The sequence below is a fragment of the Desulfosceptrum tomskiensis genome, from assembly GCF_049818055.1.
GTDB lineage: Bacteria > Bacillota > Desulfotomaculia > Desulfotomaculales > JASEER01 > JBFLVT01.
Window position 1 is genome coordinate 567,599 of sequence record NZ_CP187479.1, and the last position, 15,885, is coordinate 583,483.

At 56.9% G+C, this 15,885-nt stretch carries 17 protein-coding genes and 1 pseudogene; 13 read left to right on the forward strand and 5 right to left on the reverse strand.

Annotated features, from left to right (window positions below; translation table 11 throughout):
- Positions 1-199 precede the first annotated feature (199 nt).
- From ACPV0M_RS02880 to ACPV0M_RS02925, 10 genes and pseudogenes are all read left to right on the forward strand, one after another.
- A complete protein-coding gene (locus ACPV0M_RS02880) occupies positions 200-919 on the forward strand; it encodes a helix-turn-helix domain-containing protein (RefSeq protein ID WP_425621479.1) in 720 nt (239 codons plus the stop codon).
- 12 nt (positions 920-931) lie between these two features.
- Positions 932-2,257 (forward strand): 30S ribosomal protein S12 methylthiotransferase RimO, encoded by a 1,326-nt coding sequence (gene rimO, locus ACPV0M_RS02885; protein WP_425621480.1) that lies wholly within the window; start codon positions 932-934, stop codon positions 2,255-2,257.
- A 287-nt stretch (positions 2,258-2,544) separates the two neighbouring features.
- Complete coding sequence (locus tag ACPV0M_RS02890; RefSeq protein WP_425621481.1) at positions 2,545-3,105, forward strand: hypothetical protein; 561 nt, start codon at positions 2,545-2,547, stop codon at positions 3,103-3,105.
- Positions 3,098-4,573 carry an AAA family ATPase gene (locus tag ACPV0M_RS02895; RefSeq protein WP_425621482.1) on the forward strand — a complete coding sequence of 492 codons (1,476 nt, stop codon included), beginning with the start codon at positions 3,098-3,100 and terminating at the stop codon, positions 4,571-4,573. The genes ACPV0M_RS02890 and ACPV0M_RS02895 overlap by 8 nt, the downstream gene beginning before the upstream one ends.
- A gap of 165 nt (positions 4,574-4,738) precedes the next feature.
- The gene (locus tag ACPV0M_RS02900) at positions 4,739-5,977 is read left to right on the forward strand and encodes a competence/damage-inducible protein A (protein ID WP_425621483.1); all 1,239 of its coding nucleotides are present in this window, start codon (positions 4,739-4,741) and stop codon (positions 5,975-5,977) included.
- A gap of 105 nt (positions 5,978-6,082) precedes the next feature.
- A complete protein-coding gene (recA, locus tag ACPV0M_RS02905; RefSeq protein ID WP_425621484.1) occupies positions 6,083-7,108 on the forward strand; it encodes a recombinase RecA in 1,026 nt (341 codons plus the stop codon).
- A gap of 48 nt (positions 7,109-7,156) precedes the next feature.
- On the forward strand, positions 7,157-8,050 hold the full coding sequence (gene hslO, locus ACPV0M_RS02910; protein WP_425621485.1) for an Hsp33 family molecular chaperone HslO: 894 nt from the start codon (positions 7,157-7,159) through the stop codon (positions 8,048-8,050).
- Positions 8,047-8,730: a thermonuclease family protein gene (locus ACPV0M_RS02915; RefSeq protein WP_425621486.1), complete on the forward strand. Its 684-nt coding sequence runs from the start codon at positions 8,047-8,049 to the stop codon at positions 8,728-8,730. Before hslO ends, ACPV0M_RS02915 begins: the two co-directional genes overlap by 4 nt.
- 203 nt (positions 8,731-8,933) lie before the next feature.
- Positions 8,934-9,092: a small, acid-soluble spore protein, alpha/beta type gene (locus ACPV0M_RS02920; protein ID WP_425621487.1), complete on the forward strand. Its 159-nt coding sequence runs from the start codon at positions 8,934-8,936 to the stop codon at positions 9,090-9,092.
- 105 nt (positions 9,093-9,197) lie between these two features.
- Positions 9,198-9,674: pseudogene (locus ACPV0M_RS02925) on the forward strand (class I SAM-dependent methyltransferase); the annotation flags it as partial.
- 132 nt (positions 9,675-9,806) lie between these two features.
- On the opposite strand, the gene ACPV0M_RS02930 reads toward ACPV0M_RS02925, so the two are convergent.
- Positions 9,807-10,505 (reverse strand): DUF554 domain-containing protein, encoded by a 699-nt coding sequence (locus tag ACPV0M_RS02930; RefSeq protein ID WP_425621488.1) that lies wholly within the window; start codon positions 10,503-10,505, stop codon positions 9,807-9,809.
- A 121-nt stretch (positions 10,506-10,626) separates the two neighbouring features.
- Entirely contained in the window at positions 10,627-10,764 is a 138-nt protein-coding gene (locus tag ACPV0M_RS02935; RefSeq protein ID WP_425621489.1) for a hypothetical protein, read from the reverse strand.
- Between the two features lie 130 nt (positions 10,765-10,894).
- On the opposite strand from ACPV0M_RS02935, the gene ACPV0M_RS02940 reads away from it, so the two are divergent.
- From ACPV0M_RS02940 to pnpS, 3 genes are all read left to right on the forward strand, one after another.
- Positions 10,895-11,173 carry a hypothetical protein gene (locus ACPV0M_RS02940; RefSeq protein ID WP_425621490.1) on the forward strand — a complete coding sequence of 93 codons (279 nt, stop codon included), beginning with the start codon at positions 10,895-10,897 and terminating at the stop codon, positions 11,171-11,173.
- Between the two features lie 131 nt (positions 11,174-11,304).
- The gene (locus ACPV0M_RS02945) at positions 11,305-12,003 is read left to right on the forward strand and encodes a response regulator (protein ID WP_425621491.1); all 699 of its coding nucleotides are present in this window, start codon (positions 11,305-11,307) and stop codon (positions 12,001-12,003) included.
- A 105-nt stretch (positions 12,004-12,108) separates the two neighbouring features.
- A complete protein-coding gene (pnpS, locus tag ACPV0M_RS02950) occupies positions 12,109-13,899 on the forward strand; it encodes a two-component system histidine kinase PnpS (RefSeq protein ID WP_425621492.1) in 1,791 nt (596 codons plus the stop codon).
- A 68-nt stretch (positions 13,900-13,967) separates the two neighbouring features.
- Here pnpS and ACPV0M_RS02955 read toward each other — a convergent pair whose 3' ends face one another.
- The 3 genes from ACPV0M_RS02955 to phoU all read right to left on the reverse strand — a co-directional run bounded on the left by ACPV0M_RS02955 (position 13,968) and on the right by phoU (position 15,874).
- Positions 13,968-14,855, reverse strand: a complete 888-nt coding sequence (locus ACPV0M_RS02955) for a phosphate ABC transporter substrate-binding protein (RefSeq protein WP_425621493.1) — start codon at positions 14,853-14,855, stop codon at positions 13,968-13,970.
- A gap of 117 nt (positions 14,856-14,972) precedes the next feature.
- Entirely contained in the window at positions 14,973-15,173 is a 201-nt protein-coding gene (locus ACPV0M_RS02960) for a hypothetical protein (RefSeq protein WP_425621494.1), read from the reverse strand.
- Positions 15,174-15,217: 44 nt separating this feature from the next.
- On the reverse strand, positions 15,218-15,874 hold the full coding sequence (gene phoU, locus ACPV0M_RS02965; protein ID WP_425621495.1) for a phosphate signaling complex protein PhoU: 657 nt from the start codon (positions 15,872-15,874) through the stop codon (positions 15,218-15,220).
- Between the last annotated feature and the right edge of the window lie 11 nt (positions 15,875-15,885).

The window sequence follows — 15,885 nt, forward strand, 5'->3', positions numbered from 1 at the left end:
CCCTGATATTTCAGTTGATAAATGAGCGGTTGTGGGCAGTCCATGCGCAAGGGCCTGGCAGCAGCTTCCCGGCAGGGCAAGGCCTCTTATCGCCGGTATCCCGTCATAAGGAAGGGGCCGGGAAAGCCGTTCGCGGCAGCCGTTGTGGAGGGGATTGTAGGAGGAGGGGTCTTTGGGGTGCGGAATAGGAGGTGGGTTCATGCCGATCGGTGAACTTCTTAAGGCTGCGCGTGAGGAAAAGGGCCTGGATCTGGGTATGGTCGAAGAGGAAACCAAGATCCGCAAAAAGTATATCAAGGCGCTGGAGGATGAGGATTTTAATGTTCTCCCCGGCCGTGTCTACGCCAAGGCTTTTTTGAGGACGTACGCCAGATTTCTCGGGCTGGACGCCGAACAGCTGGTCGCCGAGTTTAATGCCGGGCAGCAGGCGGAGAATCGTGAACCGGCCGAGGCGCAGCTTGAGCCGGCAACGGTTAACGACCGCCGGAAGAAGCCGTTTCGCTATACCAATTACCTCGTGGCGGCCGCCGTGGTCGTCGCCTTGCTGATATTCAACGCTTTTTACCAGCCGACGGAAACGAAGCAGGGAAAAGATACGGGACCAACGACGCCGCCGCCTGCCGTAGAGCCGCAGACGCCTCCGGGACCCAGCCAGACAACCCCGCAGCCTCCTCCGCAGGAAGGGCTGGATATGATGATCAGGGTGGTGGAAGGGACCAGCTGGATGCAGGTTATCGTCGACGGTGAGGTCTCCTACGACGGGTTCCTCGGCGTGGGGCGGGAGCTCGAGTTTAAAGGGCGCGAACGAATCTTCCTGCACGTCGGGAATGCGGGCGTGGTAAGAGTGACCCTTAACGGGGAGGATCTTGGTTTGCTCGGTGAAAAAGGCAAGGTTGTGCGGCGCGAATTCACGCTTTAATCATCGAGGCTTATGTTGAAGGTCTACGCGGTCAGCCTGGGTTGTGACAAAAATCGGGTCGATACCGAAACGATGCTGGGCCTCCTGGTACAGGAAGGTTACTTGCTAACCCCTGTCAAACAGGAGGCCGACGTGTGTTTGATCAATACCTGCGGGTTCATTGCCAGCGCCAAGGAAGAGGCCGTCAGCGTCATCCTTGACGCCGCCCGCCTCAAGGATGACGGCCGGTGCACCGTCCTTGTCGTGGCCGGTTGTCTGGCGCAGCGCTATCCTGACGAGCTGATGGCCGAAATACCGGAAATAGACGTCCTGGTGGGGACGGGACAGGTCGGAGAGATTGCCGCGGCGGTGAAGCGAGCGCTGAAGGGTGAGCGGCACATGGCGGTCGGCCCTCCGGGGTATCTCGCGCCGCGCCGCGCGCCGCGCCTGCTGACCACGGTTGAGCATACCGCCTACCTGAAGATCGCCGAGGGCTGTTCGAACTGCTGTTCGTACTGCGTTATTCCCAGGCTACGGGGAAGGTACCGGAGCAAGGACCCCGATGCCGTCTTCGAAGAGGCTTTAAGCCTGGTGGCGGGCGGAGTCCGGGAACTCATCCTTGTTGCCCAGGACACGACGCGATACGGCACGGACTTGAATGACGGAAGCACCCTGGCCGGGCTGCTCGCCCGGCTGGCCGGCATCGAGGCCGTGAAGTGGCTGAGAGTGCTGTACTGCTATCCCACGGGAATCACGCCGGAATTAATCGAGACCGTCGCGCGCGAGCCCAAGGTCTGCCGTTACCTCGACATCCCGATGCAGCATGCCAGCGATGCCGTGCTGAGGGCTATGGGACGCCCCACGAGCCGGAAAGACCTCGTCGACTTGGTGGCGAGGCTGCGCGGGTCCATCTCCGGCATCACCCTGCGATCGACCTTCATGGTCGGCTTTCCGGGCGAAACCGAGGATGATTTCCTTGCGCTGCTGGATTTTCTGCGTGAGGTCCGCCTGGACCGCGCGGGCTTTTTCGCCTATTCGGCGGAAGAAGGAACAGCGGCGGCCGGGCTGCCGCGACAGGTGCCTGAAGAGGTCAAGATGGAACGGTTAAAAAGGGCCTTTGCCCTGCAAACAGGAATTATGCGGGAACACAACCGGGAAAAAGTGGGATGTGAATTGACGGTGCTGGTGGAAGGCCGCAGGGGGCCTTTTCACTGGGGGCGCAGCGAGGGTGACGCGCCGGGTGCCGACGGAAGGGTGTTCTTCGGGGGGGCCCGCTGGGCGGAGCCCGGAGAGTTCGTCAACGTGCGCGTCGAGAAAAGCCTGGGATACGATTTGGTGGGACGCATCACCACGGTTTAACACGAAAGCGAAACAATGCTACAATGAGAAACGGCGGGTATCCCGCCGTTTCTTTAGGGCTGTTGAAAAACTTCGCCTGCCCATTGGGAAGTGTGAGGTGACTTCTCGCATCTCACCTCTCAAATGCTATGCTTGTCTTTGAACAGCCCCTGGTTTTTTAACAGGCCCTTTGTACCAGGCATTTCATAAGGAAAGCCGTCATCTCTTGTGGTATAATCCATAATTGCGAATCGCTAAGAATGATAAGGACTGTCGAGACAGCGCGGATTAGATGGGAGAGGATACCGATGCAGTGGTACGGCTTAAAGATAAAGATCGTCATCCTTACCTTTATCTTCGGGCTGGCTGTTTTCCTGGGAGGGAACTTCCTCTATGACAAATATGGCTCGAACCAGTCCTTGCGCCAGGATTTAAGCGCGAACGAATACGTGGAGTCTTTCGAGTTGGAGGATCAGGGCGCTTTCGTTCTTGTTACCGTACGCATGCGGCCGAACGACAACCTTATGCGTGAGTACCGGGCTCTGGAGCGCGGCATCGAGACGGGCCTGAACGGCCGCCCTTACCGGCTAGTTATTGAAGATACGAGGGATAAGGCCTTGTCTGACGTGCTTTACGAGAGCCAGTACGCCATTCACCAGGCCATCGCTCAGGGGAGTTTTCCGGAAATGGCCCGGGTGATTGAGGAGAACGCGCGCGGGGCCGGCGCCGCCGCCAGGGTGTTCGTCGACAACAAGTACGTGTACGTCCAGTTGGAGGGCCGGAACGGTTCTTTCCTGCTGGAGGTTATCCCCCGCGGCGCTGTAAACAGCGACGACAAAGGGCTGAACGGGGGTGGCCTCTATGCATAAGGAAGTGGCTCTAGGCCTTGGACTCGCCCTGATCGTCTTCCTGCTTGTCTCCGGCTACAACGTGGGGCCGCTGATTTTCCTTCTCGCCCTTTGCGGCATGGCTTATTACATGGCCAGGCAGCGGGGGATTGTCAAAACGTTTGCCAAGGTCGCCACGGAGCCCCAGGTGCAAATCTCCTTTGCGGACATCGGCGGCCAGCACACGGCCATCGAGGAACTGCGGGAAGCCCTGGATTTTATCAGGAGCAAGAACGAGATCAAGAGGCTGGGAATCAGGCCTCTCAAGGGCATTCTCCTGACCGGCCCGCCGGGAACCGGCAAGACGCTGATGGCCAAGGCCGCCGCCAATTATACCGATGCGGTCTTTGTATCGGCGAACGGCAGCGAGTTTATCGAAATGTACGCGGGCGTGGGCGCCCAGCGCGTGCGGAAACTCTTTCAAACCGCACGGGAAATGGCCCAGAAACGTAAAAAAAACAATGCTATTATCTTTATCGACGAGATCGAGGTCCTGGGCGGAAAACGCGGCCAGGTCACCAGTCACCTGGAATACGACCAGACGCTCAACGAACTGCTCGTCCAGATGGACGGGATAGGCATCGACGAGGACGTCACCATCCTGATCGTCGCCGCCACCAACCGCGCGGACATGCTCGACCCCGCGCTCTTACGCCCCGGGCGCTTTGACCGGCAGGTTCGCGTGGACATCCCCGACAAGGAGGGGCGCCTGGAGATCCTGAAACTGCACACGCGCAACAAACCGCTGGCCGAAGACGTAGACTTGCCGGCGCTGGCCAAGGATACCTTCGGGTTTTCCGGGGCGCACCTCGAGAGCCTGGCGAACGAAGCGGCCATTCTCGCCATGCGCGAAGGCAGCAAGGTCATCACCCAGGCCCACCTGCACGAGGCCGTCGACAAGGTGATTATGGGCGGCAAGCTCGACCGTCGGCCGACCGTCGAGGAGATGAGGCGCGTCGCCATCCACGAAACCGGGCACGCCCTCGTCAGCGAGCAGAACCGTCCGGGTTCGGTCTCCACACTGACCGTAACACCGCGCGGGGCCGCCCTCGGTTACATGCGGCAGACCTCGGAAGACGACAAGTACCTGCATACCAAGGAGCACCTGGAGAGCCAGATCGCCGTAATGCTCGGCGGGGCGGTGGCCGAAGAAGTGATGCTGGGCTCGCGCAGCACCGGCGCCTCCAACGACTTTGAACAGGCCCTGAATCTGGCCGAGACGATCATTCGCGCGGGAATGTCCGGCCTGGGGATTGTGGATGTCAAGTCTCTGCCCCAGGACGTCAAGCACAAGGCTCTCGCCGCTATTTTAAAGGAGCAGGAGGAGAAGGTTAAGGCCTACCTCCAGGAAATGACCTCGCAGATCGAGCAGATCGTAGAACGGCTCCTGGCCCAGGAGAAAATGACGGGGGACGAGTTCCGCAGCTTCTTACAGAAGCCGGCGGCATAAGCTTGGAAAACCAGGGGTGCACATCCTCGCCGGGTGTGCACTCTTTTATGCCGGGAGTGTACCGTATTCCTCTCGTGACGATCATCCCTTGCCAGGGGGAGCCGTTGGCATTACAATTGGAATAGTGAAATCGTGAACTAGCTTGAATAAGGGTGGCGTCTGCAGTTGCAAGCCGAAGCGGTGTTCACCGGCAGCGAATTGCTCCTGGGATACGTTATAAATACACATGCTCACTTTCTCGGGCTTGAATTGGCGAAACTCGGCGTCGAGTTGACCTTGCAGACGGCGGTCGGCGACGATTGGGACCGGATGCGCGGCGTCATCGAGCAAGCCGTCAAACGTTCGGATATCGTTATTACCACAGGCGGTTTGGGACCCACCACCGACGACATCACCAAGGAAGTCGTCGCCGATATCCTTGGGGTGCCGATGGTTATGAACGCCGAGGCCCTGAGCAAGATGCAGGCCTTCTTCGACAAGCGGGGAAGACCCATGCCCGCCATCTTCCGCCGCCAGGCCTGTTTCCCCGCGGGTGCCCGGCTCATCCCCAACGATAAGGGAACGGCGCCCGGCTGTTTCCTCGAACACGACAACACGGTCATCATCATTCTTCCCGGTCCCCCCCGCGAGCTCAGACACATGTTCACCACCTACGTCGCCCCGTTTATCGCCGGGCTTCCGGGGCGGGGCGAGGTGCTGAGGACGAAAACGCTCAAGCTGACGGGGATCGCCGAGTACGCCGTGCAGGAGATCCTGCGGGATCTCGGCGGCCAGGGAAATCCGGGCTTGGGCTATCTGGCCAAGCCGGGGGCGACGCACGTGCGCGTGACCGCCCGCCACGCCGATCCCCGGGAGGCCGAAAAGATGGTCGAGGAGCTGGTGCAAAAGGTGGTGGAGCGTCTCGGCGACCACCTGTTTGCTGTTGACGGCCAGCTGCTCGAAAGGGACGTAGGCGTCATGCTTCGGGAGAAGGGCATGACCATCTCCACCGCCGAGTCGTGTACCGCAGGCATGGTGGCGGCCAGGCTGACCGACGTTCCGGGCAGTTCCCAGTACTTCTACGGGGGTGCGGTGACCTATTCGAATGAGCTGAAGACGCAGATGCTGGGGGTTCCTGCCGAGACGATCGCCAGGTACGGGGCGGTCAGTGAGGAGACGGCCGTCGCGATGGCGCAGGGCGTCCGGCGCGTCACCGGTTCCGATATAGGCATCGGCGTTACGGGCATCGCGGGACCTGACGGCGGGAGCTCCGGCAAGCCTGTAGGGCTGGTTTACATTGCTCTGGCTTCGGATAAAGACGTTGTAACGCGCCGCTTTTTCTTCCCCGGTGAACGGATGGCCGTTCGCGAGGGGACGGTCAATGCCGCCCTGCATATGGTGAAGGTCTTCCTGGAAAGCCACTAGAAGAGGCTGGATGCGTGGATCAACCCCGTCAAGTTACGGGGTTGTTGTTTGCAAACAGGAAGAATTAGCTTAGAATGGTGGTAGCAGCTGGAGGGAGGGGTCGTGTTGAGCGATAAGGAAAAAGCGCTGGAATTGGCTTTACTGGGTATTGAACGGCAGTTCGGCAAGGGTTCGATAATGCGCCTGGGCGAGGCAGGTGCAAAGTTTAACGTGGAGGTTATCAGCACGGGGGTTTTGAGCTTGGACGTGGCCCTTGGCATCGGGGGCATGCCCCGGGGCAGGGTTATCGAAATCTTCGGCCCCGAGTCTTCGGGCAAGACCACCGTCGCCCTGCACGTCGTCGCCGAGGCCCAGAAGAACGGCGGGACCGCCGCTTTTATTGACGCCGAGCACGCTTTGGACCCGCTGTACGCGGCCAGGCTTGGCGTGGACATCGACAACTTGCTGGTGGCCCAGCCTGACACCGGCGAGCAGGCCCTCGAGATAGCGGAGGCGCTGGTACGGAGCGGGGCCGTGGACGTGGTGGTTATCGACAGCGTGGCGGCACTGGTACCCAGGGCCGAGCTTGAAGGAGACATGGGCGACGCGCACGTGGGGCTGCAGGCCCGGCTCATGTCGCAGGCTTTGCGCAAGCTTACCGGGGTTATTTCCAAATCGCGCAGCATGGCCATTTTTATCAACCAGATCCGCGAGAAGGTCGGCGTCATGTTCGGCAGCCCCGAGACGACCCCGGGTGGACGGGCTCTTAAGTTCTATGCCTCCGTCCGGTTGGAGGTTCGCAAAACGGAAAACCTTAAACAGGGAAGCGAGATTTACGGCGCCAGGGTCAAGGCCAGGGTTGTAAAGAACAAGGTTGCCCCGCCTTTTAAAATGGCCGAGTTCGATCTGATCTACGGGCAGGGTATTTCCAAGGAGGGGTCCCTGCTGGACATCGCCACCGAACTCAAGGTTGTTTCCAAGAGCGGCGCCTGGTACTCGTTCGGGCAGGAGCGCCTCGGCCAGGGACGCGACAACGCACGCGACTACCTGAAGGAGCATCCGGATGTCGCCCGGGCTCTGGAGGACAAGGTCCGCGAATTGCTCGCGCAAGGCGGGGCCAAGGTGCCGATAGCCACCGGATTCGAGGGGTAGACACTCATAGCGTTCGTTCATACTACATAGTCGGGAGACTGTGATTGGATGGGTGATTATCTGATCAGGGCAATGGGAGCGCGGCAAGAAGTCCGCGCTTTCGCTGCTGTTACAACCGAAACGGCGGAAGAGGCGCGCAGGCGGCACGGCACGTGGCCCGTCGCGACGGCGGCCCTGGGGCGCACCCTTACGGCGGCGGTGCTCTTAGGCGCTAACCTCAAGGGCGAGGATATCTTAACCGTGCGCGTGCTGGGTGACGGCCCGCTGGGCGGCATTGTGGCCACGGCCGGCGCTCTGGGTGAGGTCCGCGGATACGTCCAGGAGCCGCACGTCGACCTGCCCGCGGACCAACCGAGCAAACTGCCGGTGGGCAAAGCTGTCGGCAAGGGGTTTATTTACGTCACCCGCGACCTGGGCCTGAAGGAGCCTTTCACGGGAAGCGCCAGGCTCGTATCGGGAGAAATCGCCGAGGACCTCGCCAACTACCTGACGGTCTCGGAACAGTTTCCCTCGGCTGTTTCCCTCGGCGTGCGGGTGTCGCCCGAGGGGCGGGTGACGGCCGCGGGAGGGATAATGGTTAACCTCATGCCCGACGCGTCGGAGGAGACGGCTTCCCGGCTGGAGGCAAACCTTAAGGCCATGCCGCCCATATCGACCCTGATCGAGGAGGGGAAGTCCCCGGAGGATATCCTGGACATGGTGTTTGCGGGCTTGGACCTGGCCATCTTGAGCAAAATGCCCGTGGCTTTTCGCTGCAAGTGCGGCCGCGAGCGGGTAGGCGAGCTGTTACTGTCGCTGGGTGAGGACGAACTGGAAAAGATTTACCTGGCCGACGAGGCCACCACCGTAACCTGCCATTTTTGCGGTGAGGCGTATACCTTCGACCGCAGTGAGCTGGGCCGGCTGCTTGAGCAATTGAAAACCGGAGGCAAGGAGGAATGAGCGTTCCGGCAATCAAGCGGTTTGTCGTACCCCTGGTTATCGTGCTTCTTGTCTTAGCCGGATGCTTCGTTAAACCGGCGTCCGATGATAACACCGTTTACAAGGGCAAGGTGGTTTCGGTTATCGACGGCGATACGGTCAGGGTTTCGGTAAACGGCCGGGAACACCTGGTCCGGATGATCGGCGTGGATGCGCCGGAGTATACGAAGGAAAAAGAGCCGTACGGGCGCGAGTCCGCCGCTTTCACGGAGCAGCGCCTGCTGGGAAAGCCGGTCTACCTCGAGCGCGACGTGGCAGAAACCGACCGCTACGGGAGAATGCTGGCCTATATCTGGACAGAAGATCCCGCGAAATGCGAGCCGGGGTCGGCCCGCCACAAAATGTTTAATGCCTTGCTGGTGGCCGAAGGCTATGCGGTCGTCATGACTGTTCCGCCAAATATTAAGTACGCTGACCTTTTCGCCGCGTTGCAGGCCGAGGCGCGCCGGAACAATAAAGGCTTGTGGGCACTCGACGTCGACCCCGAACCGTACTATGTCGCAAACAGGAGCAGCAAGAAGTTTCACCGGCCTTCGTGTCCTCACGCCGGGAAGGTAAGCAGCCAAAACAGGGTTACATTTTCGTCCAGGGATGAGGCGTTCGATAACGGTTTTGAACCTTGCCGTCAATGTAATCCTTAGATATTATTTAAGTTTTTTATGCCTGCCTTAAATTGGCGATATTTTCACGGATTAAACAGCAAATACTTAAACAAGAATCTTTATTTGAAGTTTGAAAGATTCGCAGCGCAAAAACGCCGAACCTTTTATGTGCTGGTTGACCAGAAAATGTTTGTGTTTGCGAACCCTCCACGGGGCAAAATATTCATTGAGGAGGGTTAGGTATGGCGAAATACTTGAGCGACAGAACCAAGTACGAGTTCGCCCGGGAGATGGGTGTAGCCCACAAGATTCAGGGTAATGACTATGGTAACCTCACCTCCCGGGAATGCGGCAACTTTGTAAAGTTAGCCGTACAGAAAGCGGAGCAAGCCATGACTTAGACTCTCCCACACAGGGAAGCGCCTAAAGGCGTGTGCCTTTTTAGGCGCTTTCTTTCGTAAAAACATTCTTTAAATAAGAAATTAAGGGCAAGAAGAGTATGAAAAATGGGCAAAGTGTTTGCTGCTGTTTACGCAACCTTATATCCATTGCTGGAACCTGTGTATATCAAACAGATCAGGCGCATTCTCAGCAGCAGGGCCAGGGGTAGGGTTCTGGAACTGGGCGTGGGAACGGGTCTTAACCTTGCCAATATTGGCGAGGGGGTCGACTATGTCGGCATAGATCCTGAACCGGCCATGCTGCAGTATGCTCGGCGCAAGAAAACCGGCGGAGGTAAAACGCCGGAATTGATTGTCGCCTCCGGTGAGCGGCTTCCGTTCCACGACCACTGTTTCGACACGGTACTCTCCACTTTTACCTTCTGTTCGGTCAGCAATCCGGCTCAGGTGGCTGCAGAAATAACACGGGTGCTTAAAACCGATGGGAAACTGTTTTTTATGGAGCACGTGCTGTCTTCAAAGGCTTCCTGGGCAAAATGGCAGCGGCGATTGACGCCTTGCTGGAGGAGGGTGGCCGGAGGGTGTCATCTTGACCGCCCTACGTTAGAAACGTTTAAGGCTTCAGGATTAAATATCGTTGAACTTTATGAAACGGCTGGCGGGTTGCTGCCCATCGTCTGGGGTGTAGCCCAACCCAAGAAAAATTCTCCTGATTTAAAGTTTCAGGTTTTCGAGGACCATGGTGACCGCGGCGGCAATAAAAATGGCCGGGAGCAAGTTGCCGACACGGACTCGAAAACCATTAACGTTCAGAATCGTAACCCCGATGCCGACGATGATGAGACCGCCGGTAGCGGTCAGTTCGGCGACCACCCAGGGGCTGAGATAAGGGCTGACGGCGCCGGCGGCCAGGGTGATGGATCCTTGATAGACGAGTACCGGAACGGCGGAAAAGATCACACCGATACCCATGGTCGAGGCAAAAATGATGGAAGCAATACCGTCAAGCATGGATTTCGCAAAGAGGGTTTTAGCTTCACCAGTCAAACCGTCTTCTATTGAGCCCATTATGGCCATGGCGCCGACGCAAAAGATCAGGCTTGCGGCGACGAATGCCCGCCCTATTTCTCCGTGACCATTGCCCCCGACTTTGGACTCCAGCCAGCGTCCCAGGCGATCGAGCTTTCCCTCGATATCTATTGCCGCTCCGACCAGACCGCCCAGGGCGAGGCTTCCGATGACAATTAGCGGATTGCGGGTCTGAAAAGCCATCTGCAGGCCGATCAGAATTACGGCCAGAGCAAGCCCCTGCATAACCGTTTCGCTGACCCGTTCAGGGATACCTCGTTTAATTACCAGGCCGAGGATCGATCCAATGCAAATTGCAGCCACGTTAACAACAGTGCCAGTCAAAATGATGTCTCCTTGTTAAGAATATATAGAGTAAAGACCTATAGCTAAGGTTAATTGGCGGCCTCTCCTTGAATTCCTTCCTGAAGACGTAAAGCTAAAGGCCGGACCCTACGTCCGGCCTTTAGGATAAGGAGTTTGTTTTGCGGTAGGCGATAAGGTAATATTTATCGCCAAGGCGCTGTTCCAGTTCCCGGATTGCCTCCAGGTCGCCCGACGGGAGCTCGGCCAGGGAAACCTGGATGTCTACTTTTTCCGGCACGCGAAAGCCCCCTTTCATTTTATAGTCTTTCACCCGGCCATCCCGGTATGTGCGTCAGAGGTTGCCAAGCCGGTGCGCGCTTGGTTATGATGTAAAGTGACCTGAAATCTTGTGTCGTGGAGGGATTACCGTGCAAGTCACGCTTAGGGATGCCATAGACTACTTCCTGGACAACAGGGATAACCTTGAGGTCTTTGAAATTCGCCAGATATATCGTCCGGATGACCCTCCGGATTATGCCGTACGGGTGCTGCAGACCGATTACTACCTGGTGGTGGAGAAAGACGGGAAAGGCATTCTTCTGGCCAAGCTCTCTCCCGATCTAGTTGAATTTCGTCCGGTTGCTGATCCCGAACCGATTGAATTCGAGCTTGCCCGGAGGATCAGGGAAGCCAACCTGCATATCTGATGGCTCTGGTGCTTTGTACCATAGGAACCAATAATGAAACTCGCTTTTTATGTAGGAATTCGGCTATCTAATGCCGAATTCTGTTTTTGGGAAGGTGTTTGATAAAAAGCTTGTTTTGGCGGTGATGGGCGATGACCCGCAGGGTGCTCGTGGTTGATGACGAAAAGGCCATAGTCCGCCTTGTAACGTTTAACCTGGAAAAAGAGGGCTTTGTTACATTTAAAGCCTGTGACGGGGAGGAAGCGCTCAGGATCGTCCGCGAGGAAAAGCCGGACCTGGTGATCCTCGACATCATGCTGCCCCGGATCGATGGCTTTGAGGTGTGTAAGCGTATCCGGCAGGAAAGCGTCCAGACAGCGATTATCATGCTCACCGCAAAAGACCAGGAAATCGATACCGTACTGGGCTTGGAACTCGGAGCCGACGACTATATAACCAAACCCTTCAGCCCGCGGGAACTCGTCGCGCGCGTTAAGGCGGTCCTCAGGCGGACAGTCCCCAAAGAGGAATACGTAAGAAGTTCAGAAACCAGAATCGGCGGGTTGGTCATTAATTCGGGCAGCTATGAGGTAACCGTAGACGGTAAACCCGTCGAGCTTACCCCTAAGGAGTTCGAACTGCTGGATTTTCTTGCGCGGAACGCCGGACGGGTGATGACGCGGGACGCTCTGCTCAACAACATATGGGGTTACAGTTACGCCGGCGATACCCGGATCGTGGACGTGCACGTCAGTCACCTGCGCGAAAAGATCGAAAACAACCCCAAGAACCCGGTGTATATCAAGACCGTGAGAGGCGTCGGCTATAAATTCAAGGCGCCGGCTGGTTAAGACCGGGCTGGTGTTGTCCTGTTACCGCTGATGGGTCACATGAACTGAAAGTTCTTTTTTTTTTGCTTGCTAAGCCTAAACGGGGGACCGGGAGGATGAACCGTTTTGTTTAAGAGGCTGAGGTGGCGATTAACTGCAACTTACATCGGCCTGGTGATCATGTCGATGCTCGTTCTCGGGGCTTACCTGCTGAATTCTCTTGAGGATTACTTCTACGATAGCCTCAAAACCAGGCTAGAGACCGAAGCCCTGTTAGCATGTGATTTGCTTGAACCAAGGCAGGACAGATGGAACGCCATGACAATGGGCGAACTGGCGCGCAGGATCGCCCAAGACGTTAAGGCCCGGGTGACGATCATTGACATCAACGGGACGGTCCTGGGGGACTCGCTTGAGGATCCGGCTCAGATGGAAAATCATCTTGACCGCCCCGAAGTGCTGGACTCCCTGACAGGCGGCGTCGGTGTGGCCATCCGTCACAGCAGCACTTTGGATACGGATATGATGTATGTTGCGGTGCCCATTATGCAAGAAGACCGACCGGTTGGTTTCCTGCGGCTTGCTATGCCCCTGGCCGAGATAAGAGGGGCTTTTTTCAGGCTGTGGTCGGCCGTTGTGGTGGCCGTCTCTCTGGCGGTGTTTTTCACCATCCTGATCAGCCTCGGCCTGAGCAAGAGGTTGACTGAACCCATCGAGAAACTGACCGAATTCGCCCGGCGCATTTCGGGGGGCGATTTCGACTGCCGTGCCAAACTCGAAAGCAAGGACGAGATCGGCGAACTGGCCGAGGCCCTCAACCAGATGTCCGTGACAATCAGAGACAAGGTCACCCTGATTTCCGACGGCAAAAGCAAGCTCGAAGCCGTCCTGGGCAGTATGGCCAACGGGATCATCTTCGTCAATAAAAAGGGCCAGATCGATCTCATCAACCCAGCCGCCGAAAGGTTCCTTTCGTTTGCCGGCCGCGAAAGCATCGGCATGCCCCACGACGCGGTGATCAGACACCCTGAACTATCCGCTCTGATTAACGAAGGACTGCAGGGCGGGCGTACCGTCGAACAAGAGATGAAGATCGCTTATCCCGACGAAACCTTTTTTGAAGTGTTTATCTCCCCCATTCGCGATCAGGCCGGGAAACTGACCGGGGTCGTCGCGGTGCTCCGCGACATCACTGAAAAACGAAAACTGGAAAGGATGCGCCGGGATTTTGTAGCCAACGTCTCCCACGAATTAAAAACGCCGGTTACGGCGATCAAGGGATTCACGGAAACGCTTCTCGACGGGGCGCTCAATGATGAAAAGGCCAGTCGCGAGTTTGTCGAGATCATCGACAACGAGGCCGAACGGCTGAAAAGGCTGATTCAGGATCTCCTGGATCTGTCCCGCATCGAGGCCAAGCAGGTTAAACTGAGACGCCTTCCGGTAGACATATCCTCCATCGTCGGCGACACGGTGCTGAAGCTCCGGGGCCAAGCCGAGAGCTTGAATGTCGCGCTGAGCGTTAACTTCCCGGAGGTCCCTGTGATGGCTGAAGCCGACCGCGACCTAATCGAGCAGGTACTTGTCAACCTGGTTGACAACGCTCTTAAATACACCCCTGCGGGGGGCAGAGTGGATATCGAAGTCGCGGAAAAGGGAAAGGACGTCGTGATATGGGTGCGCGATACGGGCATAGGCATTCCGCCCGAGGACATCGACCGGGTCTTTGAAAGGTTCTACCGGGTGGACAAGGCGAGAAGCAGAGCGCAGGGCGGTACCGGTCTGGGTTTAAGCATTGTCAAACATATCGTCGAAATCCACGGGGGCACGGTAGGCGTCAACAGCAAACCCGGCAAGGGTTCCGAATTCTTCTTCACGCTGCCGAAGAAAGTCCGTGAACAGTTGAGGAAAAAATAAACCGGCGGCGAGCGTGGGAAAGGGAGGCGTGCCCTTTCCCGGCTCACCGCCGGCAAACCTGAACAACCTTACTTAACGGGAATATAACCGACTTCCTGTACCATTGCCTGGCCTTCAGCGCTCAGGCCGAAGTCCAGGAAGGCCTTGGCGAGACCCTGGGCCTCGTTGATGGTGTACATGTTGAGACCCCGGACGATGGGGTATTCTTTGGACTTGGCTGTTTCGACGGACGGCGCGACAGGATTCCCACCCTCGTTGCTGACAGCCAGGGCCTTAACCGTACTATCTACGAAAGCAAGGCCAACATAGCCGATAGAAGTCTCGTCTTGGGCAACGGACTTGGTCATGGCGGCGGTGGAGGCTACCTTTTTGGCGTTATCCGCAAACTCTTCCTTGTTCAGGACGTGCTCTTTAAAGAATTCATAGGTACCCGAACTGGTATCTCTGGTGTAGATGATGATTGCCTTGTCCGGCCCGCCGACTTCTTTCCAGTTCTTGATCCTGCCGGTGAAAATGTCCTTAACCTGCTCCATGCTCAGGGACTGCACGGGGTTGCCGGGGTGTACGATCACGGCCAGGGCGTCGTAACCGACAATATATTCTACAGGCGTCCCGTTTTTGATCTGCTCTTTTTCCTTGTCCTTCATTTCACGGGAGGCCATTGCGATATCGGTGGTACCGTTGATTAGGGCGGCGATGCCGTCACCTGAGCCGGTGCCGGAAACAACAACTTCCACCTTCGGGTTCTTTTCGTGGAACGCTTCCGCCCACGCCTGGGCAATCGGAGCCACCGTAGTCGAGCCGTTAACCTGCAGGGTTTCGCTTAACTCCGTTGAGGTTTGCCCCTGGTTTGCATCCTGGGGCTTGTCTCCGCCGCCACCGCAGCCTGCCGCCAAACCGCCAAGCAGGAGAAGAACCGCCAGCACCAGTGCCATTCTAGAAAGACTCTTGCCCAAAATAAAGCCCTCCTTTAAAAAATTTGGGGTTAACCTTTTCCTATACTGACTATAGCAAATGGATTTTAAGCGTATTTAAATAAGGTGTAAATCATGTAAAGATAGGTTGTAGTTTTCCTAGCACTGTTTCCGCCTGTCCCGGACATAGATGCTGCCTTTGATCGACTTGGCGTAATGCTTTAGCTGGGCGGCTTTTTCACTGAGACGCCGGATTTCGAGGCTTGATTCCGTGCCGACCGAGTCAATCACGGCAAGCGAGACGGAGATTATCGGAAACCAAACCTCCACGCCCTGCGGGTAAATAAAAAGTAAAAGCACCGCCCGCGAGCGGTACTTCTGATAAGTCCAATTTGTCTAAAGGGTTAATCGTTCAAGTCCAGGCGTTCACCTGTGACCATGTAGATCACCCATTCACTGAGGTTGGTGGCGTGGTCGCCGATTCGTTCAAGGTATTTGGCGGCCAGCATCAGGTAGGTGGACTGCATGACATTTTTGGGATCTTCGGTCATCAGTGTCAGCAGCTCAGTAAATGTTTCTTTATAAAGGTGGTCGATTTCGTGGTCCTTGGCGGCGCTCTTTAGAGCCAGCTCACGGTCGTATTCGACATAGGCCACCAGGTTTTCCCTGAGCATTTCCTGGGCAATTTCGGCCATGCGGGGAAGAGCAACGAGCGGTTTTATAAACGGCTCGTTCCCCATGCTGAGCGTAATCTTGGCGATGCTCGAGGCGTAATCGCCGATGCGCTCCAGGTCAGTGCCGAACTTAAGGGTTGCGCCGATAAACCTCAGATCTCTTGCGACCGGTTGATGCAATGCCAGCAGCGACAAACATTGTTTCTCAATTTGGAGTTCCAATTGATCCACCTTGTCGTCATCCATTACCACTTTTGCGGCAAGGTCCTTGTCCTGACGTTTGAGGGCGGTCATTGCCAGGTCGAGAAAACACTCAACCATATTCCCCATCCGCAAAACATCGTCCCGGAGGTCATTGAGCTGTTGGTGGAAAGACCCTCTTACCATATCTCTAACAA